Raw genomic sequence first — 20,964 nt, forward strand, 5'->3', positions numbered from 1 at the left:
GTGATGATTTGTTGATTATTAATGCTGGACGTTGTGTGTGTATCTAACTAGAGGTTGTTATGAACGTGCGTAGACTCTGATTGTTTAGGGCGATTGATAGCTGAATTAAGAAGTTCTGGTATTTTTACGCCTTTTTGTTCTTTTGGACTATATCTTTCTATCACTAGCAAGTTAATTGAAATAACTTCTCGCTCTGTTAGATACCGCATTATCGCTCAACCAGCTTTTTTAGAGTTTCATCGTATTCTTTCATGTTCTTATCTAAAAGATCAAAAAAATCAGAACTAATGCCTTTGGGTAACTGAACCTTCTCGCTTTTACGAATAACAATTGTATCACCTTGCTCTTCAACAGAAACGTTGTCACCTTGTTGGAGACCAAGACGATTTAACAATTCAATAGGAAAGGTCACACCCAAACTGTTACCGATCTTTGTTAGCTTGCGCTCCATTGTATCACCACCATGCTATTTTTCATTATTATAATATGCAAAAACTATAATTGTTATTACTGTTATAACACAAGTTGGATAACATCTCTAGGAGCTTGTATTTAGAATGAAATACGAAGCCTGTTAAAGGATTTTTTAGTGAAGATATTCTCAAGAACCTCCGGTGTTGGTCACGAAATTTCTTCGTGTCATAGTAGTACCGTTGCACTATAAGAAAGAGTCGCTTCTATCGGTAATGATACCCAAAGAAGCGACTTTTTCTTGTATAATGGATCGTAAAACCCTAAGAAAAGGAGCAACGACCAGCTATGGCACCATTAGAAGTCCGTCACTTTGGATTGCAACTTCTTGCATTAAGAAAAGAGAAAAAGCTAACACAAGAACAACTGGCCCAAGAGCTAAATGCAAAATATGGTCACAGTCTCGGCAAGTCGTCCATATCTCACTACGAAAATGGCAATCGACTCCCAGAAATCCCTGTCCTCGTCGATCTGGCTGACTTTTTTCAAATAACCCTTGATCAACTGCTTGTCTTACATCCTCTTCGCAAGGAAAAAGACCACCAAAACAAAGCCCATGAAAAGGAAGGTCATGAAAACCAAAGTCGCGAAAGCAACATCCATAATAGTCAAACCCATGAAAAAATAAAAGAGAATGACCATAGCTTTCATGAAGAAAAAAGCGACTACAAACATGCTCTAGAAAAAATGAAAGAGCAAGAAAAAATTCTTGAAGTGGACCTAGAAAAAATCGTGAATCAATGGATCCTCACAATAGAAGATGCTCCCTTACTAAAAATAAACAATCATAAACTAGGTACGAAAGATCGAGCCTTAATGATATCAGCTCTAAAAATCGGCTTTGAACTCGTAAAAAGTCGTAAGGAAGAGCAAAAAGAAAAAGGGTAAAAAAGAACTGAAGCAAAAAACTTTTGGCAGCAGAAGCCTTCTTTTACAGAAACGTAGCCGAAAGCCCACGGTTTCAATCGTGGGATGAAGGCGGCACCCGTTTCTGATATTGCAGTACAACATACAAACTGATGCAATATTGATATGGGACAAGAATATAGACGCACACAGACAACAGTATCTTTAATCAACTATCATTTCGTGTTCTGCCCTAGATACAGGCGAAAAGTTTTGGTAAAAGACGTAGATAGAAGGTTTCGGGAAATCTTACAAGAAGTATGCGACGAAAATGAAGTAAACATTGTTGAGTTAGAAGTAATGCCTGATCATGTCCATCTCTTTGCCAATGCCCTCCCTTCTATAAGTCCATCGGATATTATGGCAAAAGTAAAAGGAGTGACTTCAAGGAAGCTGCGGCAGGAATTTAAGCACCTGCACCATTTGCCTAGTCTTTGGACACGTTCTTTTTTCTGTTCCACGGCAGGAAACGTATCCAGTGAAACAATTCAACGGTACATCAAAGAACAAAAAACAAGGGGGTGATGAAAATTCAAATCACCGTAAAGGTTAAGTTGGAACCTACAAAAGAACAGTCGGTACAGCTTTTAACGACAACAAGAGAGTACATTCGCCTTGTAAACCAGATTGTATCAGACTATGTTTTTGTAGACTCATACTTGAAGTACACCAGCAAAGATGTTGTGGCAGACCTTCCTAGTGCAGTTAAGAATCAAGCCATCAGAGATGCAAAAAGTGTATTCTCGAAGTACAAAAAGAATGTATTTGATAATTCAAAGCTTGCCCCTGAAAAGCAGAAAGAAGTTAAAGTGCCTGTTCTAAAAAAGCCTGTTGCTATCTGGAACAATCAAAACTACTCGCTGAAAGGCAACATACTATCTTTTCCGGTATGGATTGATGGCAAATCAAAGCGAATTAGTGTTAAGGTCATTTTGACTGACTACCAACAAAACCGATTAACGGGTAAGCGAGGTAGTCTTCGCATAACTCAAAAGGCAGGTAAGTACATAGCACAAATAGCCGTAGACCTATCCATGGAACACCAGCAAACTGGTGCTGTCATGGGTGTGGATTTGGGTTTGAAAATTCCTGCTGTGGCTGTTATAGAAGGCGGTAAAACCAAGTTTTTGGGCAATGGCAGACAGAACAAATTTGTAAAGCGCAAACATCGGTCTATCCGGCGCAAACTTGGCAAGCTGAAGAAGTTGTCAGCAATCCGTAAACGTCACGATAAGGAACAGCGCTGGATGAAAGATCAGGATCACAAGATGAGTCGGCAGTTAGTTAATTTTGCAAAAGAAAATGGCGTTGCTACAATTCGCCTAGAAAAGCTCTCAGGCATTCGCCAAACGGCAAGAACAAGCCGTAAAAACGAAAAAAACCTGCATTCTTGGAGCTTTTATCGGTTAGCATCATTTATTGAGTATAAGGCCCGTCTTGAAGGAATCAAAATAGAGTTCGTTGATCCTAAACATACAAGCCAGAAGTGTCCGATTTGCGGCCAACTCAATAAAGCAAAGGACAGAAAATACAAGTGTAAATGTGGGTTCCAAACACATCGAGATCGATTGGGCGCAAGCAACATCATCACTGCGCCTGTGGCCGATGGTAACAGTCGGTCAGCCTAGACAGCTTATAGCTCTGGTCTAGGACGGGCTGCTGGCACAGCCCTGAACTTGGGGTCATACTCCGATAGCAGAAAGGCACTTCGGTTTAATCACCCAAGAATCCCAGCGGCTTTAGCCGTGGGAGTGTCAATTAAACTCACTTCACTCACTTAACTCTGTGTACCACGAACTTCTTCTGCATACTGCTCTATCTTCACCATGACAGCATCATCTTTCATGAGATCTAAAAGCTTCTGGCGTAGTTGGCGATTTTCTAGAATACCTCTACGCACACCCGAAGGCATAGCAGGATCGAGTTCAACAACCATGTAAGTAAAAATCAATAAGCCTGCTTCTGTGTCGGCATCCTCCTCGATTCTTTTCCACGCTTCTTCCGTGAGGCAAATACCTTTTTGAGAAGATGTAGCAAACAAGACTTCTTTTTTGCTAGATAACTTTGAATACATCTTTTCGTAAAGAGAATGGCATCCTTGCATATAAACTTTTGCTTGATAAGCGATCATTTCCAAGAAAAGCTTTTGAGGCTTCAAAAGAACAGAACCTTCCCTATAATATAGGAAAAAACTCATATCGCCTTCCAAGACTATAGAAGTTATGGCTGCCATATCGTCATCATTGAGATCATCGACGCCAAGGTCGTCGACATCGAGATCACCGACATCGAGGTCATCGTCTAGATCATCACCAACGAGTCCATCGTCATCATATTCAATGTCTTCTTCAAGGTCTTTCTCCGCCGCTAAACGATTCATATCATTCAAATCCTTTTCATACTTTGCAACTTCTGCCCGAACCTGTTGCTCAATCTCCTCTTTTTGTTCTGGAAAAAGTCGAACTAAGACGGAAAGACCTTCTTCTAGAGGAATATAGCGTTGAATATTGCGCCCTGTGTACTTCAATTCTAATAAAATGGTACCAAATTGTCCTTCCACCGTTCCAGGCACATCTGGTGATTCTTTGAAATAATCCATAACCTCATAAGTAGAAGGTTCCAAAAAGACCCAAGTACTACAAAGGCTTTTAGCAAATTCAACAGGAGAAAAACAAGGACCTTCTTTCTCGATACAAGCCAACTGGGCCAACCTCTCAAGATCACCCTTGTTATTAAGCCATTGAATATAAAGTCGTAAGACGCCGATTTGCTTACTACTTTCATAGTTTTTTAACTGTGACAAAAACCAATGATCTCGTTCGGCCACATTTTTATCAAAAAGAATTCGCAGAGCCTCTTCCTCAGGTCCGTTCCAATGATGATAGAAAGCATCAAACAACGCTTGTCCTGATAAAAATTGACTCAGTCGTTGATACATCTTTTCAGAATCAACGAGAACAGGCATATTGAGAGGTTTAGTTACAATCTCATCAGCCCAGCTTTTGGCTTTCAATGCTTGCTCTCTTGTAAAATCACCATGAACAGAGGCAAAAGGCGCCAGGCGTGTTTCGATCAACATAGCTAGCGCTAGAACGTAGATATGATAAGGACAACCTTGTGTTTTACTGTCAAAAATACTTGCCATGTTCCGTTGTTCACGAAAACCCTTACACAACTCTTCCAAAATATCAGAAGATTGACTTTCTTCAGTGAAACTTTTGTAGTGATCAAGATTGTAAGCTAGACGAAAAGACTCAGCTATTTTCAGACTTTCTAAATCACCGCAGACTTCCCAATGCCTCGTTTTTTCATGAACTTCTTCATCCTTAGCCCTACAATACTTTGCGATTTGCCAGCGCCCTTTATCTTCCAAACGAATACTAGCAAATGGATAAGCCTGAAGAAGCTCCAATGTTTCTTGGTACAAACGGTTCCAACGATCCTCCGTAATTTGATGAGGCATAAAATTCAAATTAATGTAAATTCCCACCAACGACACTCCTCGCAAAAAAAGTTGTTACTACCATTTTAGTTTACCCAAAAGAAACATCCAACAATAAGTTTCCTTCAAAGAAAATAATCGCGCCCTAGAACATGCCACTAGAACACAAAATAGGACAATACCCAAGGGGGGCTCACCCAGCCAAGGGTCGCACCAAGAAAAAAACCTGAATATTCTGATAAACATACATAGAATTACAACTACGCAACAGCTATGACATGGGCAGTCGAAGCGTCAACAAGACCGCGCAATAAAATGAATGTTATTTTTATTAGCGAAAGAAAACAAAAAGGTACCTACTGGTAATAAAACCCCAGAAGGTGCCTTTTTGCTTTATTCACTATCCATCCCTAGATATCGGAAAATATATCGGACATATTTTTCATAATAAGTCAGCACATCTTGAATAGAGCTGTAAACAATATGATCATCAATTTTCTGGTACTCATGGACAATGACATTACGCAAACCTGTAGAAGGCGCTATTTTGAGTGCAAACTCTATAGGAAGGACTTCTAATTCACCTAATTCTATAAATGAGGAGAAGTAATCGACGGTCGGTCCTTTCTTCAGCGCTTTGAGAATCATGTTGTTGATATCAGTTGCCACTTCTACAATCAATTGAATCGTTCGCTCAACAGCTCTTTTATGAAGGATTTTTTTTTGTACTCATCTTCACTAAGATGTGCACTAATTGCCTCTAGTTCTGCGCAGTAGCCTTTCAGAATGAATAACTTTTCCAATATGATTTCTTTTTCTATAAAGGTCATTCCTCTTCACCCTTCCAAACGTGATTGAAGGTACGCTTTGCGTTGGTCACGAAATTTCTTCGTGTCATAGTAGTAACGTTGTGCATAAAGACTGTATCGATAGAAATCGCCTTGTTCTTTTTCATAGAGAAGGCGACCTTTGGTGACAACTTCGAACTTCATAAGACCTGATGATATTTGCAAGTTGATGAGATCGATTTTATCGGACTGGAAGAGTAGGGCTAAGTCCACAATCAGTTGTAGCTGTTGTTCTGGTGTTATCCTTTTATCACTTAGGAATGCTAGATCAATGTCACTTATACCAGGTCGAAAGTGTGCTTGTCCATAACTTCCAATAAGAATAAGTAGCTGTAGGTTATATTTCTGAGCTATTTTTTCGATTTGGGGTTTTTGTTTTTTTATTTCAAAGCTATCTGCCATCAAATATACCCTCCTTTTCCCATTCCTATCTATTATTTTACTAAAATCTCCAGAAAATTAAAAGAGAAAAACTCTTGGAAGGCTTGATAACATTGCACTTGCCTTTGATGAAAATAAAAGGCAGGTGTTAGACTTGGAAAAAAGTATGTAAAATTACAGTACTTTATATGATGTCCAGAAATGAAAAAGCAAATCAATTTCCATTATATCCTAAATATTACGTTGATGTGGTATAATAATGAGATATAGAGTCTCTGTATGAATTAGAATAAGGGTCACCAAAGTCGGCGTCATTTTAATCTTGCACATATCATCTTGAACAAGGGCGGTGAGATAGTGGATCAAAAGGATATCCGATGGATTCAAAGATTCCACAACTATGAAAAAGCATTGATGCAACTTCAAGAAGCAGTGGAACTGATCAATCAAAGGGAACTTTCAAGGCTTGAGAAACAAGGCATGATCCAAGCTTTTGAGTATACCCATGAATTAGCTTGGAAGACTTTGAAAGACTTTCTTGAAAACAGAGGAAATACAGATATATATGGATCAAGAGACGCAACAAAACAAGCATTTCAGTTAGGTTTGATAGAAAGTGGAGAAGTGTGGATGGAAATGATAAAAAGTCGAAATATAACCATCCATACTTATGATGAAAAAACAGCAGATGAAGTGATTTTGCTTATAAGAGATCAGTATTATGAAGAATTCAAAAAACTTAGAAACAGGATGCTTGAGTTTAAATGAAAAGAGAACAAGAAAAATTGAAATACGGTCTGAAAAATAGTGTGCTAGAAAGCATAATAAACATTCTTTCCCAAAGACCCAAAATTGAAAAAGCAATTCTTTATGGTTCAAGAGCAAAAGGAAATTTTAAAAATGGCTCTGATATAGACGTGGCTTGATAGGCAAGGAATTAGATATAAGGGAATTGAACAAAATTTCTTTATTGTTAGACGATCTATATTTACCCTATAGTATTGATTTATTGATATTTGAAAAAATAGAAAACCAGGATTTGATTGAACATATTAATAGAGTTGGAATTACAATTTACGAAAAGCGATGCCCTTCTGGATAACCCTGCCAAGGCAGCATTATCCAGAAGGGGTCGTACCGTGCGCCACGCTAAGGGCGCAAGCATGATGTGGGTGGGAACCCCACCAGGCGATAACAAGTAAGGAGCCCAAACGACAGGTAGGAAGTCGGATTGCTGCATAGTACCAATGAGACGGCTTCATCTTTGTCAGACATTGTGTCGTTCAAATTCTTTTTATACCTTCCAAATCAAAGTAGACATTTCTAGCCTTAAATGGTGCGGGGTTGGTGTATGTTAATTTGAATTTTTCAAAATCACTCATTCTTTTGGGATGATAGTAGGGCTTTTGAAATGTTAATTTTTTATCTCGAATCCAACCAGGAACTTCTAAGTCGAGAATTTGCAAGTAGTAATCGATTAAAGCTGAAACTACAGTTAAGTATTTTATTTCATGGTCATCACATAGATTTACGTCTACAGTAGTGTAGAGGCTATCAATAAAATCTTTATCTTTGGATTTTAAAAATTCTAACAGTTGACGTTTAGAAAACCAGCTATCGACTGCACAAAGCAGTTCGTATAGGCTGGTTTTTGTTTCCTAAGAGCAATCCATGATATACTTCTCAATCTCTTCAACCTTTTCAAAATCGAAAATCTTATCGGCAAGTATCTGTAAAGTGTTTGAATCTTGTTTTTCAATAAGCGCAAGAATTTGTATAATTAATTCTTGATTGTAAACGTATCCAGCCAACAAAAGAGCACTTTCAAGGCTTGAGAAACAAGGCATGATTCAAGCTTTTGAACATACCTATGAATTGACTTGAAAGACATTGGAAGAATTTCTTGAAAACAGAGGAAATACAGATATATATGGATCAAGAGACGCAACAAAACAAGCATTTCAGTTAGGATTGATAGAAAGTAGAGAAGTGTGGATGGAAATGATAAAAAGTCGAAATATAACCAGGTAAAGGAAAGATAGTACTTGTTATTTCAATGACAGGATATTGCCATCCTATGGAGAATCTTAACTTTTATGGGGGGCGAAGCTACTAGATTTTTGGTGTATTTTACGCTAAGGTGGGAGCAAAAGTGAATATTGATGCACTTTACTTTTTTAAGATTATTGCAATCATATCTAGTATCGGTACTTTTATACTCGGGATTTACGCTTATATATCATCCCGGAATAAAGCAGGCGTCAACGCCTTTGTTGGATTATCCTTTGCAACCAGTATCTATGCTTTGGGATATGCTTTTTTCCTAACGAGTCAATCGGTTCCTGAGTACTTGTTTTGGCTGAAGTTCCAGTATTTAGTGATTCCGCTGATACCGGTATTGTGGTTGCTCATGAGCTTGTATTATAGCCAGATGGATCGCTATATTAACAAATGGACTCTTACGGTTATACTGATCATACCAGTAATTACATACTTCATAATCTATACTAGCCAATTCAGCCATTGGTTTCATGCTGATTTTTCATTTGACAGAACGGGACCTTTTATCACAGCAGTTATTGGGCATGGCTTCTGGTATTTAATTTTCGTTGGATATTTATATTTATGTTTGCTTCTTGGAAGTTTGATTATGGTCATATTCCGTAACCAGGTGACCGCTATTTATCGTAGAAACATTAACTATATGCTCATCGGTTTGCTCTTTCCAGTGATTGGGCATATGCTATATTTTACGAAAATCAGCCCCATCGACTTAGCTCCTATTTTTGTTTGTTTTATGGTGTTTTTTCAGGCAGTTGCCATCTTGAACTTACGCTTTTTTGATTTGGTTCCCATTGCCTATGGTAAAGTTTTCGACAGTATTCAAGATGGTGTCATTATTCTTGATTCTGCAGATCGACTGATTGAATTCAATTCGACCGCCGCATCCTTCTTTCCCATCTTGAATGCTGAAGCCCTGACGCAAAAGGCACCCGATCTACTGAGAGACTATCCTGCGTTGAGAGAGCAAATTATTCGGGTCATCGAAAAAGCCGATATTGAAGTCGTCGGTGTTGAAGAGCGGTTTTATTTCTACTCTCGTCTATCACCAATTTATAATAATAAGAAGTATGTTGGAAAAGTCATTTTGCTCAGCAATATGACCGAAAAAAAGAAAGCGGAAGCCGAACTGAAAAAAGCGAAGGAAATGGCCGAGGAGGCCAATCAGGCAAAAAGTCGTTTTTTGGCCATTATGAGCCATGAAATCCGTACACCGATGAATGGAATCTTAGGGATGAATGATCTGTTATTAAAAACCCCTTTAAATGTAGAACAAAGAGATTATGCACTAACCACCCAAGAATCGACAGAAGTGCTTCTAAGCGTAATTAACGATATTTTGGACTACTCAAAAGTGGAAGCTAACAAACTTGTTCTGGAAAATATCGCTTTCGATCTCAATAGAACTGTTCAGAGTGTAATTAAATTTTTTACGAAACAAGCCAGTGAAAAAAATCTGACCCTTTCTGTCGATGTTACACCCCAAATTGATAAAGCTCTATTAGGAGATCCCACTCGGTTGCAACAAGTTTTACTCAATCTATTGAGTAATGCCATAAAATTTACCCATTCCGGTCAGATTTGCTGTAAGGTAACGGTTCAATCGAAAGATGAAAAATCTATGAATATTCACTTCGTAATTGCCGATACTGGCATTGGAATCGATGAAATTCACCTGAATAGCCTCTTTTCTCCCTTCGTTCAAGCCGATGCCTCAATGAGCCGGAGCTATGGCGGTACAGGTCTTGGGTTAGCCATCTCAAAACAGCTTGTTGAACTGATGGGAGGAGCAATTGGAGCTACCAGTAAGAAGGGGGAAGGGTCAACCTTTTTCTTCACCATTCCCTTTGATGTAGCGGAGTCCTTGCCACTTGAAAACAGTGGGTCAACAAGTACACCCTTGACTGTTGCTTCCGAACCTCCGTTGTGGAAGATTGAGCGCCCTGTTCTTCTTGTTGAAGATAACCGCGTGAACCAGAAGTTGGCCGTTTTTTTGCTGAACAAATTGGGATTGACGGTCGCTATTGCTCGTAATGGCCGGGAAGCCGTCGAAGCGGTCCAAGAAAGGGAGTTTGAACTGATTTTCATGGACTGTCAAATGCCTGAGCTAGACGGCTTTGAAGCAACCCAGCTCATTCGTGAGTGGGAAGCGAACAGTGAGCGGCGGACTCCCATTATTGCCATGACAGCCATGGCTATGCAAGGAGATCGGCAGAGATGTATTGATTCGGGAATGGATGATTATATCAGTAAGCCGATTAAAATGGAGCAAATCATCACTGTGTTAAAGCAATGGCTTTCTCCGCAAAGTGAATCTTAGACACTACATCCCTAAATAGCCTTGCAACATCCTTCTTAGCTGCATTTCAAAAAATTGATCATCTTCTTTGCTTCGCTTTTTTAAACCTCTTGTTCTACCACCACTGCGACGAAACTTTGCTTTCATTTCCCGCTCTTCTAGAAGAAAATCGATCGTGTCGACTTGGAATTCCCGTCCTCCAGGCTCAGACAACGGCCTTTTTTGCTAGTATCATCGCCGCCAGTCCCCAGTCTTGTGTTATCACAATATCGCCTTTATGCGTCATATTCAAAATTTTCAGATCGGCCTCCTGCGAGGCGTTGCCTACGGTGATATGATGATCCGATTGAATATGATGGTTAAAGCTAGCAACAGTCCACAAATCGATCTGATATTCTTTGGTCAAACGAGTGCATATTTCCATAACGCCTTTGGGGCAGGCGTCAGCGTCTACGATAATTTTAATATTTTTCACTCCTACTACTTTGCTCCAAAGAGAAGCGGAATCTCTACGACTTCAGGTCCACAGGGAGGAGTCACTCAAAAGACTCGTCAAATAAGGATAAATACTCGCCATAGCCTTCCTTTTCAAGATCTTCTTTCGGTATAAATCGCAAAGCTGCTGAGTTAATGCAATAGCGAAGACCACCCAAGAATTGACAGAAGTGCTTCTAAGCGTTAAGAAAAAATATTTCAGGAACAAGCATTCCAAAGAAGGTAAAAGATGTGATAAAATACAAACAGATGGAACCCAAATAAACCCATAGCAATCAAAGCAACACATAGTAGTAGCGAAAAGAAATATAAACTGAACCCCGCCATCAATAAACCAAAAAAGGAGTCTGCTCAATGAAAAAGCAATCAGACACAGCAGAAAGCGAGGTTAGTCGACAAAACAAAGACATCGTTCTCAAAGCAGTCGCCGAAACATTCAAAGAAAAAACGCTAGAAATTTTCGGCTTACATACAGCTCCCATCCAACAAATCATGCCTACCGTACTCCCCGTCGTAGAAGCCAAAGAAAAACGAATCGACTTTGTCTTTCTATTAGCCGACGACACCATGCTCCACCTAGAATTTCAGACCCAAGCACTCAGCGACCTTAGAAGAATCGCTTTTTACGGAGCCCGAATCGTAGAGCGGCATAACAAACCAGTCCAGACAGTCATCCTATACGCAGGAGACGTAGAAGAATCCATAGGAGACTTAGAAATGGGCTCACTCACCTACAATGTAACAAACCTATACTTCAAAGGCCACAACGGAGACGAAGAGCTAGCAAGAATCAAGCAAAAAATAGAAAAAGGAGAAGACCTCGACGACTATGACCAGCTTAAACTAATCTTCCTTCCCTTCATGAAAAGCAAGAAAGACAAAGAAGAAAGAACCATAGAAGCAGTAAAACTAGCCAAAAACCTAAACTCACCAAATAGCTTCTTTGTAATCGGAGCAATCATAGCAATATCGGATACCTTTCTATCCCAAAGCACCAAAAAAGCACTGATGGAGGTGTTAAAAATGACAGAAATTGAACAATGGATTCGAGAAGAAGGCCGAGAAGAAGGCCGAGAACAAGGTCGCCAAGAAACCCTACGAGAAAAAACCATAGCTGCCCTAAAAGCCGGCCTCGAAGTCACCCTCGTAGCTCAAATCATGGGGCTAGAAATAGAAGAAGTACGGAAGCTGCAAAAAGAATTGGACTAACCTCCAAAGAGAAGGGAATTTCTACGACTTCAGGTCCACAGGAAGGAGTCACTCAAAAGACTCGTCAAATAAGGATAAATACTCGCCATAGCCTTCCTTTTCAAGATCTTCTTTCGGTATAAATCGCAAAGCTGCTGAGTTAATGCAATAGCGAAGACCTGTCGGTGCAGGACCATCTTGGAAGACATGCCCCAGATGGGAATCTGCTGTCTGACTTCGAACCTCAGTTCGGATCATAAAATGACTAAAATCTTTGCGCTCTTTAATTTCAGTAGCCTGCAAAGGTTTGGTAAAGCTAGGCCAACCACAGCCAGAATCGAATTTGTTCTTGGATGAAAAAAGTGGCTTGCCGCTGATAATATCTACGTAGATACCTTCTTGCTTGTGATCCCAATAAGCATTGCGAAAAGGCGGTTCTGTGCCGTTGTTTTGCGTAACTTGGTATTGCAGGGGGGTTAATTTTTTTAGAGCTTCTTCTTTGTTGAAGAAGTTTTTTCTTTTTTCCTATTGTAAGATAGGCTTGTGTATATGTGAAGCTTTCTCAATGTTGATGACAATGAACAGACAAGAACGCTCTCTTGCATGGGAAATTACAAAGCAATAATTGAAGTTGAACCTCATTGCTAATCGGAATACAGTAAATCGAATCATTTGCTATCTTGTCAGAATTTGCAGAAAGAGTATACTCAGATTATAGTGCAAATATGTCAAAAGTGGGTGCCCGCAAATTCTGATGAGGTGAGCAGATGAAAATTGCCATCGTCTACAATCGCGATAGCCAAGCAGTGATTAACCTTTTTGGCATCCCCAATCGAGAAAAGTATGGTCTGAAGACGATTCATATGATTCGCGATGCTATCAAAAAAGGTGGTTACCAAGTCAAAACATTTGAAGGTGACAAGAACTTAATTAGCAATTTAGAAGACTACATGCCCTCGGTGATTTCAGGGGAGCGCCCTGGTCTGGTTTTTAACCTTAGCTATGGCATACAAGGCCGAGCTCGTTATACTCATGTGCCTGGTATTTTAGAGATGCTAGGTATTCCTTATGTCGGATCAGGGCCAGAAACACAAGCCATTGCCTTAGACAAAGTGGTAACGAAAGTTATCTTAATGCACAAAGGGTTGCCAACGCCTCGTTTTTGCGTGCTAGAAAAGCCAGACTCCCCGTTGTCAGAAGACTTGTCCTATCCTTTGATAGTAAAGCCAAAAGACGAATCCATTTCTCTTGGTTTGCGCATTGTCTATAACGAAGAAGAGCTACGGGCTGGTGTAGAAAACATTTATGAAATGTTTCAGGCGCCTACCTTAGTGGAAGAGTACATAGAAGGGCGCGAGATCAATGTAGGTTTGCTAGGCAATGATCCGGTACAAGCCTTGCCGCCCGTAGAGCTCGACTTTGGCGATGGCGAACAAATTTTTAGCTATGAAGATAAAATGGAAATCAGTGGACGCCAAGTGCGCAAGGTTTGTCCAGCCAATCTATCGATAGAAGAAAGAGAGCGTTTGCAAAATCTAGCCATTGAAGCTTTTAAAGCACTCGGTTGTTTTGACGCCGCTCGTGTAGATTTTCGCTTGGATCGCGATGGCAATCCGTATATTTTAGAGATTAATTCTTTACCGAGCTTAGGCGAACAGGCTTCCTATGTTTTTGGCGCTTCCCATATCGGTCTAGATTATACGGCCCTTGTCAACAAGCTGATAGAAGTAGCAGCACAGCGTTACTTTGGCCCTCTTGTCCCTGTCGATGCACGTAACGAAACTTGTAAAGCAAAAAAGTGTTTTCACTATTTAACGAAACATCGTGATAAAGCAGAAGAAGAGCTGAAAAGCTGGACCCATCTTGCTAGCAGTACGGACGATCCTGCCGGATTAAGTGCCGTCCTTCGGCGCATTGGTCAGCGCATGGAAAAGCTTGGCTTAGAACCTGTCGAAGCGTTGACCAACGGTCGTTCAGCTTGGACTTGGCAGACAAAAGCTTCGTTAAAAGGCGGCACCCTGCTCGTTGTTCCTGTCGACACACCACGGGAACGAGGTGGCTATCCTGTGCCTTTTCGTCGCGATCCAGAATGGCTTTTTGGTGAAGGAATTGCTTCGAGCCGAGCCGGCCTCCTGTGTGCCTTGCAAGCTTTTGAGGCCTTACGATCGGTCCGCAAGCTACGGACGACACCGCTAGGTCTTTTTGTCTATACCGATGAAGGAAGAGGGATGCGCTATAGCAGTTCCCTGCTCAAGCAAGCGGCCCAAGAGGCCGGGCAAGTGCTCGTATTACAGCCAGGCTTTCGCCCAGGCAAGGTTGTCGATGAGCGACGAGGATCTCGAAAATACAGCTTGCTTGTAGAAGGACAGCCACAGCGTATTGGAGCTCGCGGCAAATATTGTGACGTGTTAAGCTGGTTTTTACAAAAAGCACAAAAATGCGCAACGCTTAGCCAAAGCGATCAAAAGCTATCGGTGGTGGTACAGGAAGTAAAATCAGAGCGTTTCAGTGTTCTCATGCCGCACCGAGTTTGGGCTACTGTCTATGTCACCTATATGGATGAAAAGCTCGCTGACAAAGCAGAAGAACAATTGCACAAGCTCTTCTCTACCAGTCATAAAGAGATTCAAGTGTATCTAGAAAAGTTAGAAGAACGGCCGCCTCTACTGAAAACAACGCAAAGCAGTGCCTTGTTGACGCAATTGCAAGATATTGCTGAGCAATGGAAGCTCCCTTTTGGTGCTGAAGGAGGCTTATTGCCCTCGCCGGCTGGCGTTATTCTGGCAACGGTACCCATCCTATGTGGCATGGCACCAGCAAGTCGAGATTTATACACGCCTCATGAAGCCATCCCACGTGGTGAACTTTTGCAACGGACATTGCTGCTAACACTTTTTTTACTAAGTACCTCTGAAATAGGCTGATCAGAGGGGTCGTTTACGTAGAAAAGGAGGGCTTTGTGCTTTGAAATCCTATCGAAAGGAACTTTGGTTTACGACGAAAACGAGAAGGGCTTTTCTGAACATTACACCGACGATTGAAGAATGCTTAAAGGAAAGTGCGATTCAAGAAGGTTTGCTTCTGTGCAATGCCATGCATATAACGTCAAGCGTTTTTATTAATGATGATGAAGCGGGGTTGCATCGTGATTTTGAGCGTTTCTTAGAAAAATTAGCGCCAGAAAAGCCTTATGATCAATATGATCACAACGGCTATGAAGACAATGCCGATGCACACCTCAAGAGAACGATAATGGGTCGAGAGGTCGTTGTTGCTGTTACAGAAGGCAAGCTTGACTTCGGACCTTGGGAGCAAATCTTTTATGGTGAGTTCGATGGGATGAGGTCGAAACGAGTCTTGGTGAAGATTGTTGGTGAGTAATTCACTTTTTCTGTGAAAAGGAAATAAAAAGGTGTAGTATTACCAATATCTTTGCAATACGAAAAAGCCCTTGCGCTGTACTTAAAAAAGTCGTGCAAGGGCTTTTTGTTTTTGAAAGTTCTTTCAATACATTTAACTAAATTTCCATCATCATAATAGAGATAGCTCAAGGACAAAGAAATACTTAAAAGGGATTTTTCACTTTCTGTCGAAACTAACAGGCAATGATAGGAGGTATTGATATGGCTATACTCCCTGCAATTATGAAACGCGAGAGCAAACGATCGTATCTTAACAAAGAAGTACCCCAAGCTATTGTAGAAGAACTACTAGAAGCATTGCGTTGGGCACCATCTTGTCGTAATTACCAACCTTGGCGTGTTACCGTTGTGCAAAGCGAAGAAGGTAGAACGAAGTTAGCTTCCGCTTTAGCCCCTGGAAATGAGTGGGCTGCAAAAGCACCTCTTGCCGTCATCGTATCATCCAATCCCAAAGACGATATGAATCTAGGTGGTAGAGAATATTACCTTTTTGACTGCGGCCTTGCGGTGCAAAACCTTCTACTTCAAGCCACAGAAGCTGGATTGATGAGTCATCCGACAGCGGGTTGGAAAGAAAAATCAATTCAAGAAGCTTTTCAGATTTCTGCAGAAGAACGTGTTCTTTGTGTAATATTTATAGGCTATCCTGGCTCGATAGATGACTTGGATGAAGAAACGAAGGCAAAAGACCAAGCACCGAGAATTCGGAAGCCCCTGGAAGAATGGGCACGCTTTTTCTAAAAGGGACGTTTTTCTGAACTTTTTAGAATAGCGTTGTTATTTGCTAACCAATCATGCCCGGTTGGCAAAGCAGAAGATGCAAATCACTTTTTCTGATTACGTTGGGGTAACTGCTTGCAGGGGCCAGGGCATCACGCTTTCCTCCGCTCTGGACTGGTCCCACGCTGTTACCGCCAGCAAGCTGGCGACAGCTGAGGTCCCAAGTCCCGCTGCGGAAAGCGTGATGCCCAGGCCCAGAAAGCTTCTACTGATTGTTACTCCCATTGGCATTGCTTTGCGTAACTTTTTGCTATGTATACGCAACTGGCTATTGTATTTGCAATAGGATAGGCTCAAACCCAGTCACAACCAGCAAGATGTACCTGGGTCAGGCGTTATGACTTCCTGGAGAGAGGACTTCAGACCTCAGCCATCGGCAGCTTGCTGCCGCTCATGGCGTGGGATGAGTCCGTTCGGAAGGAAATCATAACGCCTGACCCCACCACAAATTATCTATTATCGTACTAACCAATCATGCCCGAGGTTAGGCATAACCAAAGATAATAACTGCCAAACAAAACGTTCTCGTACCACGCACGCGCGTGCCAGCACACAAAAAAAGCACAAGCCACAGGGACTTGTGCTTTTTGAAACTCTACATCTACGACTTCACAACAATAGCTTCTTCAGAGGTCAACTATCCCAACAACAGCTTCACCCTACAGCGCATTGCGGAAAATCTGAATTATGTCACTAAGCCTAGCCAGACGAGGATTGGTAAAGGAGCAAGCATCTTTCATCGCATTTTCAGCCATGATTTGCAGATCTTCTTCCTTAACACCTAGATCAGTAAGTCCTGCTGGAATACCAACATCGGCAGAAAGCTTACGAATCGCTTCGATAGCTTTATCAGCAGCGTCACGAGTAGACAAGCCTTCTACATTTTCACCCATGGCGATAGCAATATCACGGAAGCGCTCAGGGCAAGCGATCAAGTTGAAGGACTCCACATGAGGGAGCAAAATGGCGTTACAAACACCGTGTGGCAAGTTGTAGAAGCCGCCGAGCTGATGAGCCATGGCATGAACATAGCCTAGAGAAGCATTGTTAAAGGCCATGCCAGCGAGGAACTCCGCATAAGTCATCGCTTCACGAGCTGGATAGTTGGTACCATTGGCAACAGCCGTACGTAAGTTTGTCGCAATTAACTCAATGGCCTTAATCGCACAGGCATCGGTAATCGGTGTAGCAATGGTGGAGACATAGGCTTCTACTGCGTGAGTTAAAGCGTCCATGCCCGTTGCTGCAGTCAGTCCAGGTGGCATGCCCACCATCATATCAGGATCATCGATAGAAACGGTTGGAGTAACACGCCAATCGACGATAGCCATTTTTACTTTACGAGATGTATCCGTAATTATACAAAAACGCGTCATCTCAGAGGCCGTACCAGAGGTTGTATTGATAGCAATGAGAGGTAGAATTGCTTTGGTAGACTTATCTAAACCTTCATAATCACGAATGCTTCCACCATTGGTAGCAACCAGAGCAATCGCTTTGGCGCAATCATGAGGAGAACCACCGCCAAGCGAAACAATCACATCGGCATTGGCTTCATGCAAAGCTGCTAAACCCGCTTCTACATTCAAGTCCGTTGGGTTGGGCTCAGCACCATCAAAGATTGAACAGCCGATGCCAGACTTTTCGATCAATGCTTTCATCTGATCGGCAACACCTAGCTTCACCAGATCTTTGTCCGTCACGATAAGAGCTTTGTTGCAACCTAACGTCTTGATACGCTCACCAGCTACTTGTGCAGAACCTTTCCCCATAAGATTTACAGTTGGCATAAAAAATGCGCGGACTTCAGACATGAAGATCTACCTCCTAGATATTATGCGTGATTTGATAACATAGTTCGATTCTTTTTCTTAATGTATCCAGAAGTGGTGCAAAGAAAACCATGGAAGCAAAAAGCACGTGAGAAGGCAAAAGATACAGAAAGAAAAAGTAAAGAGAATAGATAGCAATAGCAAATGCTACAAAGAGAGGCGAGGCGGTTCCATATGTACTTGTTATTGCATATTATAAATGATTGAATTAAAAGTTCAATAAATTCAATCAATATAGATAATTATAACAATCACAAAGTTACCAGAATTTTTTTATTGTTATAAAAAGGGCAGGTAGAGAAGTGTGTAGAATAAATTCAACAAAGGGAGGTAATTCAGAAAATGACTCGCTTTATAACAGGCCTGATCATTGGTTCTTTTCTCGGAGGTGCAGGCATCTTCGTCGTTACAGGATCGGATCTCGTTCAAGGAGGCAAAGCCGTAGCCCAAGCTGTGCAAGCGACGGTTTCAATCGTAGCAGAACATGTCGATGAAGAAACAATGAAAACGATCCAACAAGAAGTACAGGCTAAAGTGCTCGATTCGATTACAAAAAACGAATAATACGAATCTCCTTAAACATGGAAATATGCAAAAAAGGATTTTTCCTTCTCTGTGGTGAATATTCATTAGGTCTATTTTTTTGAGACTTTAATGATAGAGAAGGAGTCTTTTTATGTTCAATGTTATAAGAACGCAAAAGATTTTGTTGGCTACGTTTTTTTCCTTATGGACTTTTCTTCTTTATGGACCTGTAGTAGAGGCCCATACGCCCATTCCATCAGATTCGATTGCTTTAAAAGAAAGTCGACCGGTGACGGCGGGAGCGCAGCTTCACGAATATCTATGGCATACGGAGCATGGACCGGCTAAGATTTTTGTGATTGAAGTTGATTTGACTCATCCTTACATACATATTGATACAATGGCTGGCAAAGGTAAAATTACAGAGCGATTGAATGTGACAGCCATGGCTCGTAACAACGGCGCTGTGGCGGCGATTAATGGAGATTTCTACAATATGACGGCAGAAGGCTCTCCCATTGGACCGATGGTCATGGATGGGCGTCTCATTACGTCACCGATTCGCAACAGTGGTCTTTATGCTTTTGGAATTACAGAAGAATTGAAAGCCTATATTGATAGCTTTACATTTTGGGGGACTGTGAAGGCACCGACGGGCGCTCTTTTTGAGATATCTGGATTGAACAAGACTTTTTATCGCATGAACCCTGACAACAGTCACGGTTTTACCAATCGTCTTCAACTTTATGATGAATTCTGGGGCGGCTCGACGCGAGGTCACGATGGTTTGAACCCGCCTACAGAAATGGTTCTCGTCGATGGACAAGTTATCGCTTTTTCTGTTGATGAATACTATCCTGGGCCTATTAAGACAGGCATGCAGATTTTACGTGGCCATGGCCAAGCAGCTGATTTTTTACTTGAAAACTTTCAAATCGGTGATTTTGTTCAGATTGACTATGCCTTTGGTCCCGAGGTAGAATGGCGTACCGTGCTAGGCGGTCATTCTATGCTCGTTAAAGAGGGGCAAGTCATTCCTTATGCTCGAGAAGCGGCCACCTTAGATGGCTTGCGTGCTCGTACGGCCCTTGGTTTTTCAAAAGATCGGCAGACCCTTTATCTAGTGGGCATTGAAGGACGTACCGAGGAAAGCAAAGGACTTCGATTGGCCAATTTGGCTCGCTTCATGCACCATATTGGCTCCTATGAAGCCTTGAACTTAGATGGAGGCGGCTCAACGACCATGGCGGCTCGGCCCCTTGGAGATATGCAGCCTCGACAGGTTTTTCGTACAGAGCAAGGTACGGAGCGCTTGGTGGTCAATGGTCTCGGTATTTTTTCAACAGCGCCTCCCGGAAGAATGGCTGGTTTGCGATTGACGGGCAATACTTTGCTCTTGCCTTCTGAAGCGATCGCTTATCAGCTCTACGTCTATGATGAATATTACAATCCTGTGGATGTGGCTACCTTGCGCCCGCGCTGGCAGCTTACGGGTACTGTTGGTACTTTAGAGAACAATCGTCTTCAAGTGGAGCGGTCGGGACAAGCTATTGTAGAAGTGGCTGTTGAGAACTTCAGGGCCACCTTGCCGATTCGAGTACTGGGAATAGACGATATTGCTTCTATAAAGATAGCGACGACAGCGAAAGAAATGAACCTTGCTACACCGAACCAATCCGTACCACTGACGCTTTCTTTGACAACCAAAGAAAAAGAACAGCGTGCTATCGCACCTTCTATGGTTGAGTGGATTCTTTATAACGCCCAAGGAACGGTTTCGCCATCTGGCCAATTAACCATGCAGGGGACGGAACTTGTAGATGGTGAATTTATTACCCTAGCAGCCCGTTATAGCGATGGGGAGCGATATCATCAAGATTGGCTCCTGCTACAGCGCCAGGGGGACAAGCTTCTCTTCGTAGATAAAAAGGATTTGCCCACAAGAGCCATTGGTATGGAATTGAACAATTTACCTTTCTATACAGACCCTGCCCCTTATATCAAAAACGAACGCACTTTAATTCCGATGCGTCGTATTTTTGAAGCGCTTCGTGCGGAAGTATCCTGGAATGGCGAAGAGCAAAGTGTAACAGCCCAGCGTGGTGATGATACCATTACTTTGTTTATTGGAAGTAAGGAAGCCTACCACAATGGAGAGCTGGTTATGTTAGATGTGGCGCCGGAGATTTATCAGGATCGAACCATGATTCCACTTCGCTTTGTTTCTGAGGCTTTGGGGGCTACCGTTGAGTGGGATGCTTTGAATTGGGTTGTTAGGATTTTTAGCGATAACAAAATGGATTAAAAAGGATTT

Annotated in this window: 19 protein-coding genes and 3 pseudogenes; 13 read left to right on the top strand and 9 right to left on the bottom strand. The window is 41.8% G+C overall.

The annotated features are described in order from the left end of the window. Window positions 1-47: 47 nt before the first annotated feature. Both FTV88_RS10280 and FTV88_RS10285 read right to left on the bottom strand, forming a co-directional pair. Window positions 48-209, bottom strand: a complete 162-nt coding sequence (locus tag FTV88_RS10280) for a hypothetical protein (RefSeq protein ID WP_153725542.1) — start codon at window positions 207-209, stop codon at window positions 48-50. Then, window positions 209-451 (bottom strand): AbrB/MazE/SpoVT family DNA-binding domain-containing protein, encoded by a 243-nt coding sequence (locus FTV88_RS10285; RefSeq protein WP_153725543.1) that lies wholly within the window; start codon window positions 449-451, stop codon window positions 209-211. Before FTV88_RS10285 ends, FTV88_RS10280 begins: the two co-directional genes overlap by 1 nt. Window positions 452-759: 308 nt before the next feature. On the opposite strand from FTV88_RS10285, the gene FTV88_RS10290 reads away from it, so the two are divergent. The 3 genes from FTV88_RS10290 (at window position 760) to FTV88_RS10300 (ending at window position 3,005) form a co-directional block, all read left to right on the top strand. Beyond that, window positions 760-1,359 (top strand): helix-turn-helix domain-containing protein, encoded by a 600-nt coding sequence (locus FTV88_RS10290; protein ID WP_153725544.1) that lies wholly within the window; start codon window positions 760-762, stop codon window positions 1,357-1,359. Window positions 1,360-1,503: 144 nt separating this feature from the next. Continuing rightward, window positions 1,504-1,902 (top strand): IS200/IS605 family transposase, encoded by a 399-nt coding sequence (gene tnpA, locus FTV88_RS10295; protein WP_153725545.1) that lies wholly within the window; start codon window positions 1,504-1,506, stop codon window positions 1,900-1,902. Beyond that, window positions 1,902-3,005 (top strand): RNA-guided endonuclease TnpB family protein, encoded by a 1,104-nt coding sequence (locus FTV88_RS10300; RefSeq protein ID WP_153725546.1) that lies wholly within the window; start codon window positions 1,902-1,904, stop codon window positions 3,003-3,005. Before tnpA ends, FTV88_RS10300 begins: the two co-directional genes overlap by 1 nt. Window positions 3,006-3,154: 149 nt before the next feature. Here the strand turns inward: FTV88_RS10300 and FTV88_RS10305 are convergent, their stop codons facing one another. From FTV88_RS10305 to mntA, 3 genes are all read right to left on the bottom strand, one after another. Further along, window positions 3,155-4,867, bottom strand: coding sequence for a hypothetical protein (locus tag FTV88_RS10305; protein WP_153725547.1), 1,713 nt, complete (start codon window positions 4,865-4,867; stop codon window positions 3,155-3,157). A gap of 345 nt (window positions 4,868-5,212) precedes the next feature. Further along, entirely contained in the window at window positions 5,213-5,536 is a 324-nt protein-coding gene (gene hepT, locus FTV88_RS10310; protein ID WP_279236996.1) for a type VII toxin-antitoxin system HepT family RNase toxin, read from the bottom strand. Between the two features lie 119 nt (window positions 5,537-5,655). Continuing rightward, on the bottom strand, window positions 5,656-6,069 hold the full coding sequence (mntA, locus tag FTV88_RS10315; RefSeq protein ID WP_153725548.1) for a type VII toxin-antitoxin system MntA family adenylyltransferase antitoxin: 414 nt from the start codon (window positions 6,067-6,069) through the stop codon (window positions 5,656-5,658). A 336-nt stretch (window positions 6,070-6,405) separates the two neighbouring features. On the opposite strand from mntA, the gene FTV88_RS10320 reads away from it, so the two are divergent. The 4 genes from FTV88_RS10320 (at window position 6,406) to FTV88_RS10340 (ending at window position 10,429) form a co-directional block, all read left to right on the top strand. Continuing rightward, the gene (locus FTV88_RS10320) at window positions 6,406-6,816 is read left to right on the top strand and encodes a nucleotidyltransferase substrate binding protein (RefSeq protein WP_153725549.1); all 411 of its coding nucleotides are present in this window, start codon (window positions 6,406-6,408) and stop codon (window positions 6,814-6,816) included. Beyond that, window positions 6,813-6,974: a nucleotidyltransferase domain-containing protein gene (locus FTV88_RS15640; RefSeq protein ID WP_207707856.1), complete on the top strand. Its 162-nt coding sequence runs from the start codon at window positions 6,813-6,815 to the stop codon at window positions 6,972-6,974. Before FTV88_RS10320 ends, FTV88_RS15640 begins: the two co-directional genes overlap by 4 nt. Before the next feature lie 964 nt (window positions 6,975-7,938). Next, entirely contained in the window at window positions 7,939-8,079 is a 141-nt protein-coding gene (locus tag FTV88_RS16170; RefSeq protein ID WP_207707857.1) for a nucleotidyltransferase substrate binding protein, read from the top strand. 121 nt (window positions 8,080-8,200) lie between these two features. Beyond that, window positions 8,201-10,429 (top strand): hybrid sensor histidine kinase/response regulator, encoded by a 2,229-nt coding sequence (locus FTV88_RS10340; protein ID WP_153725551.1) that lies wholly within the window; start codon window positions 8,201-8,203, stop codon window positions 10,427-10,429. A 3-nt stretch (window positions 10,430-10,432) separates the two neighbouring features. Here FTV88_RS10340 and FTV88_RS10345 read toward each other — a convergent pair. After that, a pseudogene (locus tag FTV88_RS10345) lies at window positions 10,433-10,874 on the bottom strand (YaiI/YqxD family protein). 70 nt (window positions 10,875-10,944) lie between these two features. Beyond that, a pseudogene (locus tag FTV88_RS10350) lies at window positions 10,945-11,058 on the bottom strand (peptide-methionine (R)-S-oxide reductase MsrB); the annotation flags it as partial. A 199-nt stretch (window positions 11,059-11,257) separates the two neighbouring features. On the opposite strand from FTV88_RS10350, the gene FTV88_RS10355 reads away from it, so the two are divergent. Then, window positions 11,258-12,112, top strand: coding sequence for an RpnC/YadD family protein (locus tag FTV88_RS10355; RefSeq protein ID WP_153725552.1), 855 nt, complete (start codon window positions 11,258-11,260; stop codon window positions 12,110-12,112). Window positions 12,113-12,160: 48 nt separating this feature from the next. On the opposite strand, the pseudogene msrB reads toward FTV88_RS10355, so the two are convergent. Beyond that, window positions 12,161-12,586: pseudogene (gene msrB, locus FTV88_RS10360) on the bottom strand (peptide-methionine (R)-S-oxide reductase MsrB); the annotation flags it as partial. Window positions 12,587-12,858: 272 nt separating this feature from the next. Here msrB and FTV88_RS10365 point away from each other — a divergent pair. The 3 genes from FTV88_RS10365 (at window position 12,859) to FTV88_RS10375 (ending at window position 16,254) form a co-directional block, all read left to right on the top strand. After that, a complete protein-coding gene (locus FTV88_RS10365; protein WP_153725554.1) occupies window positions 12,859-15,015 on the top strand; it encodes an ATP-grasp domain-containing protein in 2,157 nt (718 codons plus the stop codon). A gap of 40 nt (window positions 15,016-15,055) precedes the next feature. Further along, window positions 15,056-15,472 (top strand): secondary thiamine-phosphate synthase enzyme YjbQ, encoded by a 417-nt coding sequence (locus FTV88_RS10370; RefSeq protein ID WP_153725555.1) that lies wholly within the window; start codon window positions 15,056-15,058, stop codon window positions 15,470-15,472. Window positions 15,473-15,714: 242 nt separating this feature from the next. After that, window positions 15,715-16,254 carry a nitroreductase family protein gene (locus FTV88_RS10375; RefSeq protein ID WP_162007996.1) on the top strand — a complete coding sequence of 180 codons (540 nt, stop codon included), beginning with the start codon at window positions 15,715-15,717 and terminating at the stop codon, window positions 16,252-16,254. 698 nt (window positions 16,255-16,952) lie between these two features. Here the strand turns inward: FTV88_RS10375 and FTV88_RS10380 are convergent. Then, a complete protein-coding gene (locus tag FTV88_RS10380; RefSeq protein ID WP_153725557.1) occupies window positions 16,953-18,107 on the bottom strand; it encodes an iron-containing alcohol dehydrogenase in 1,155 nt (384 codons plus the stop codon). 360 nt (window positions 18,108-18,467) lie between these two features. On the opposite strand from FTV88_RS10380, the gene FTV88_RS10385 reads away from it, so the two are divergent. Beyond that, on the top strand, window positions 18,468-18,689 hold the full coding sequence (locus tag FTV88_RS10385; RefSeq protein WP_153725558.1) for a hypothetical protein: 222 nt from the start codon (window positions 18,468-18,470) through the stop codon (window positions 18,687-18,689). 112 nt (window positions 18,690-18,801) lie between these two features. Then, entirely contained in the window at window positions 18,802-20,955 is a 2,154-nt protein-coding gene (locus FTV88_RS10390; RefSeq protein ID WP_153725559.1) for a stalk domain-containing protein, read from the top strand. The last annotated feature ends 9 nt before the right edge of the window (window positions 20,956-20,964 follow it).

The sequence above is a fragment of the Heliorestis convoluta genome, assembly GCF_009649955.1.
In the GTDB taxonomy this organism is placed as follows: Bacteria; Bacillota; Desulfitobacteriia; order Heliobacteriales; family Heliobacteriaceae; genus Heliorestis; species Heliorestis convoluta.

Excerpts from the sequence above, each read along its gene's own strand:
- FTV88_RS10280 (WP_153725542.1), bottom strand. The coding sequence starts at position 209 with ATGCGGTATCTAACAGAGCGAGAAGTTATTTCAATTAACTTGCTAGTG.
- FTV88_RS10380 (WP_153725557.1), bottom strand. The coding sequence starts at position 18,107 with ATGTCTGAAGTCCGCGCATTTTTTATGCCAACTGTAAATCTTATGGGG.
- FTV88_RS15640 (WP_207707856.1), top strand. The coding sequence starts at position 6,813 with ATGAAAAGAGAACAAGAAAAATTGAAATACGGTCTGAAAAATAGTGTG.
- FTV88_RS10365 (WP_153725554.1), top strand. The coding sequence starts at position 12,859 with ATGAAAATTGCCATCGTCTACAATCGCGATAGCCAAGCAGTGATTAAC.
- FTV88_RS10385 (WP_153725558.1), top strand. The coding sequence starts at position 18,468 with ATGACTCGCTTTATAACAGGCCTGATCATTGGTTCTTTTCTCGGAGGT.
- mntA (WP_153725548.1), bottom strand. The coding sequence starts at position 6,069 with ATGGCAGATAGCTTTGAAATAAAAAAACAAAAACCCCAAATCGAAAAA.
- FTV88_RS10285 (WP_153725543.1), bottom strand. The coding sequence starts at position 451 with ATGGAGCGCAAGCTAACAAAGATCGGTAACAGTTTGGGTGTGACCTTT.
- FTV88_RS10290 (WP_153725544.1), top strand. The coding sequence starts at position 760 with ATGGCACCATTAGAAGTCCGTCACTTTGGATTGCAACTTCTTGCATTA.
- FTV88_RS10375 (WP_162007996.1), top strand. The coding sequence starts at position 15,715 with ATGGCTATACTCCCTGCAATTATGAAACGCGAGAGCAAACGATCGTAT.
- FTV88_RS10355 (WP_153725552.1), top strand. The coding sequence starts at position 11,258 with ATGAAAAAGCAATCAGACACAGCAGAAAGCGAGGTTAGTCGACAAAAC.
- FTV88_RS10300 (WP_153725546.1), top strand. The coding sequence starts at position 1,902 with ATGAAAATTCAAATCACCGTAAAGGTTAAGTTGGAACCTACAAAAGAA.
- FTV88_RS10390 (WP_153725559.1), top strand. The coding sequence starts at position 18,802 with ATGTTCAATGTTATAAGAACGCAAAAGATTTTGTTGGCTACGTTTTTT.
- tnpA (WP_153725545.1), top strand. The coding sequence starts at position 1,504 with ATGGGACAAGAATATAGACGCACACAGACAACAGTATCTTTAATCAAC.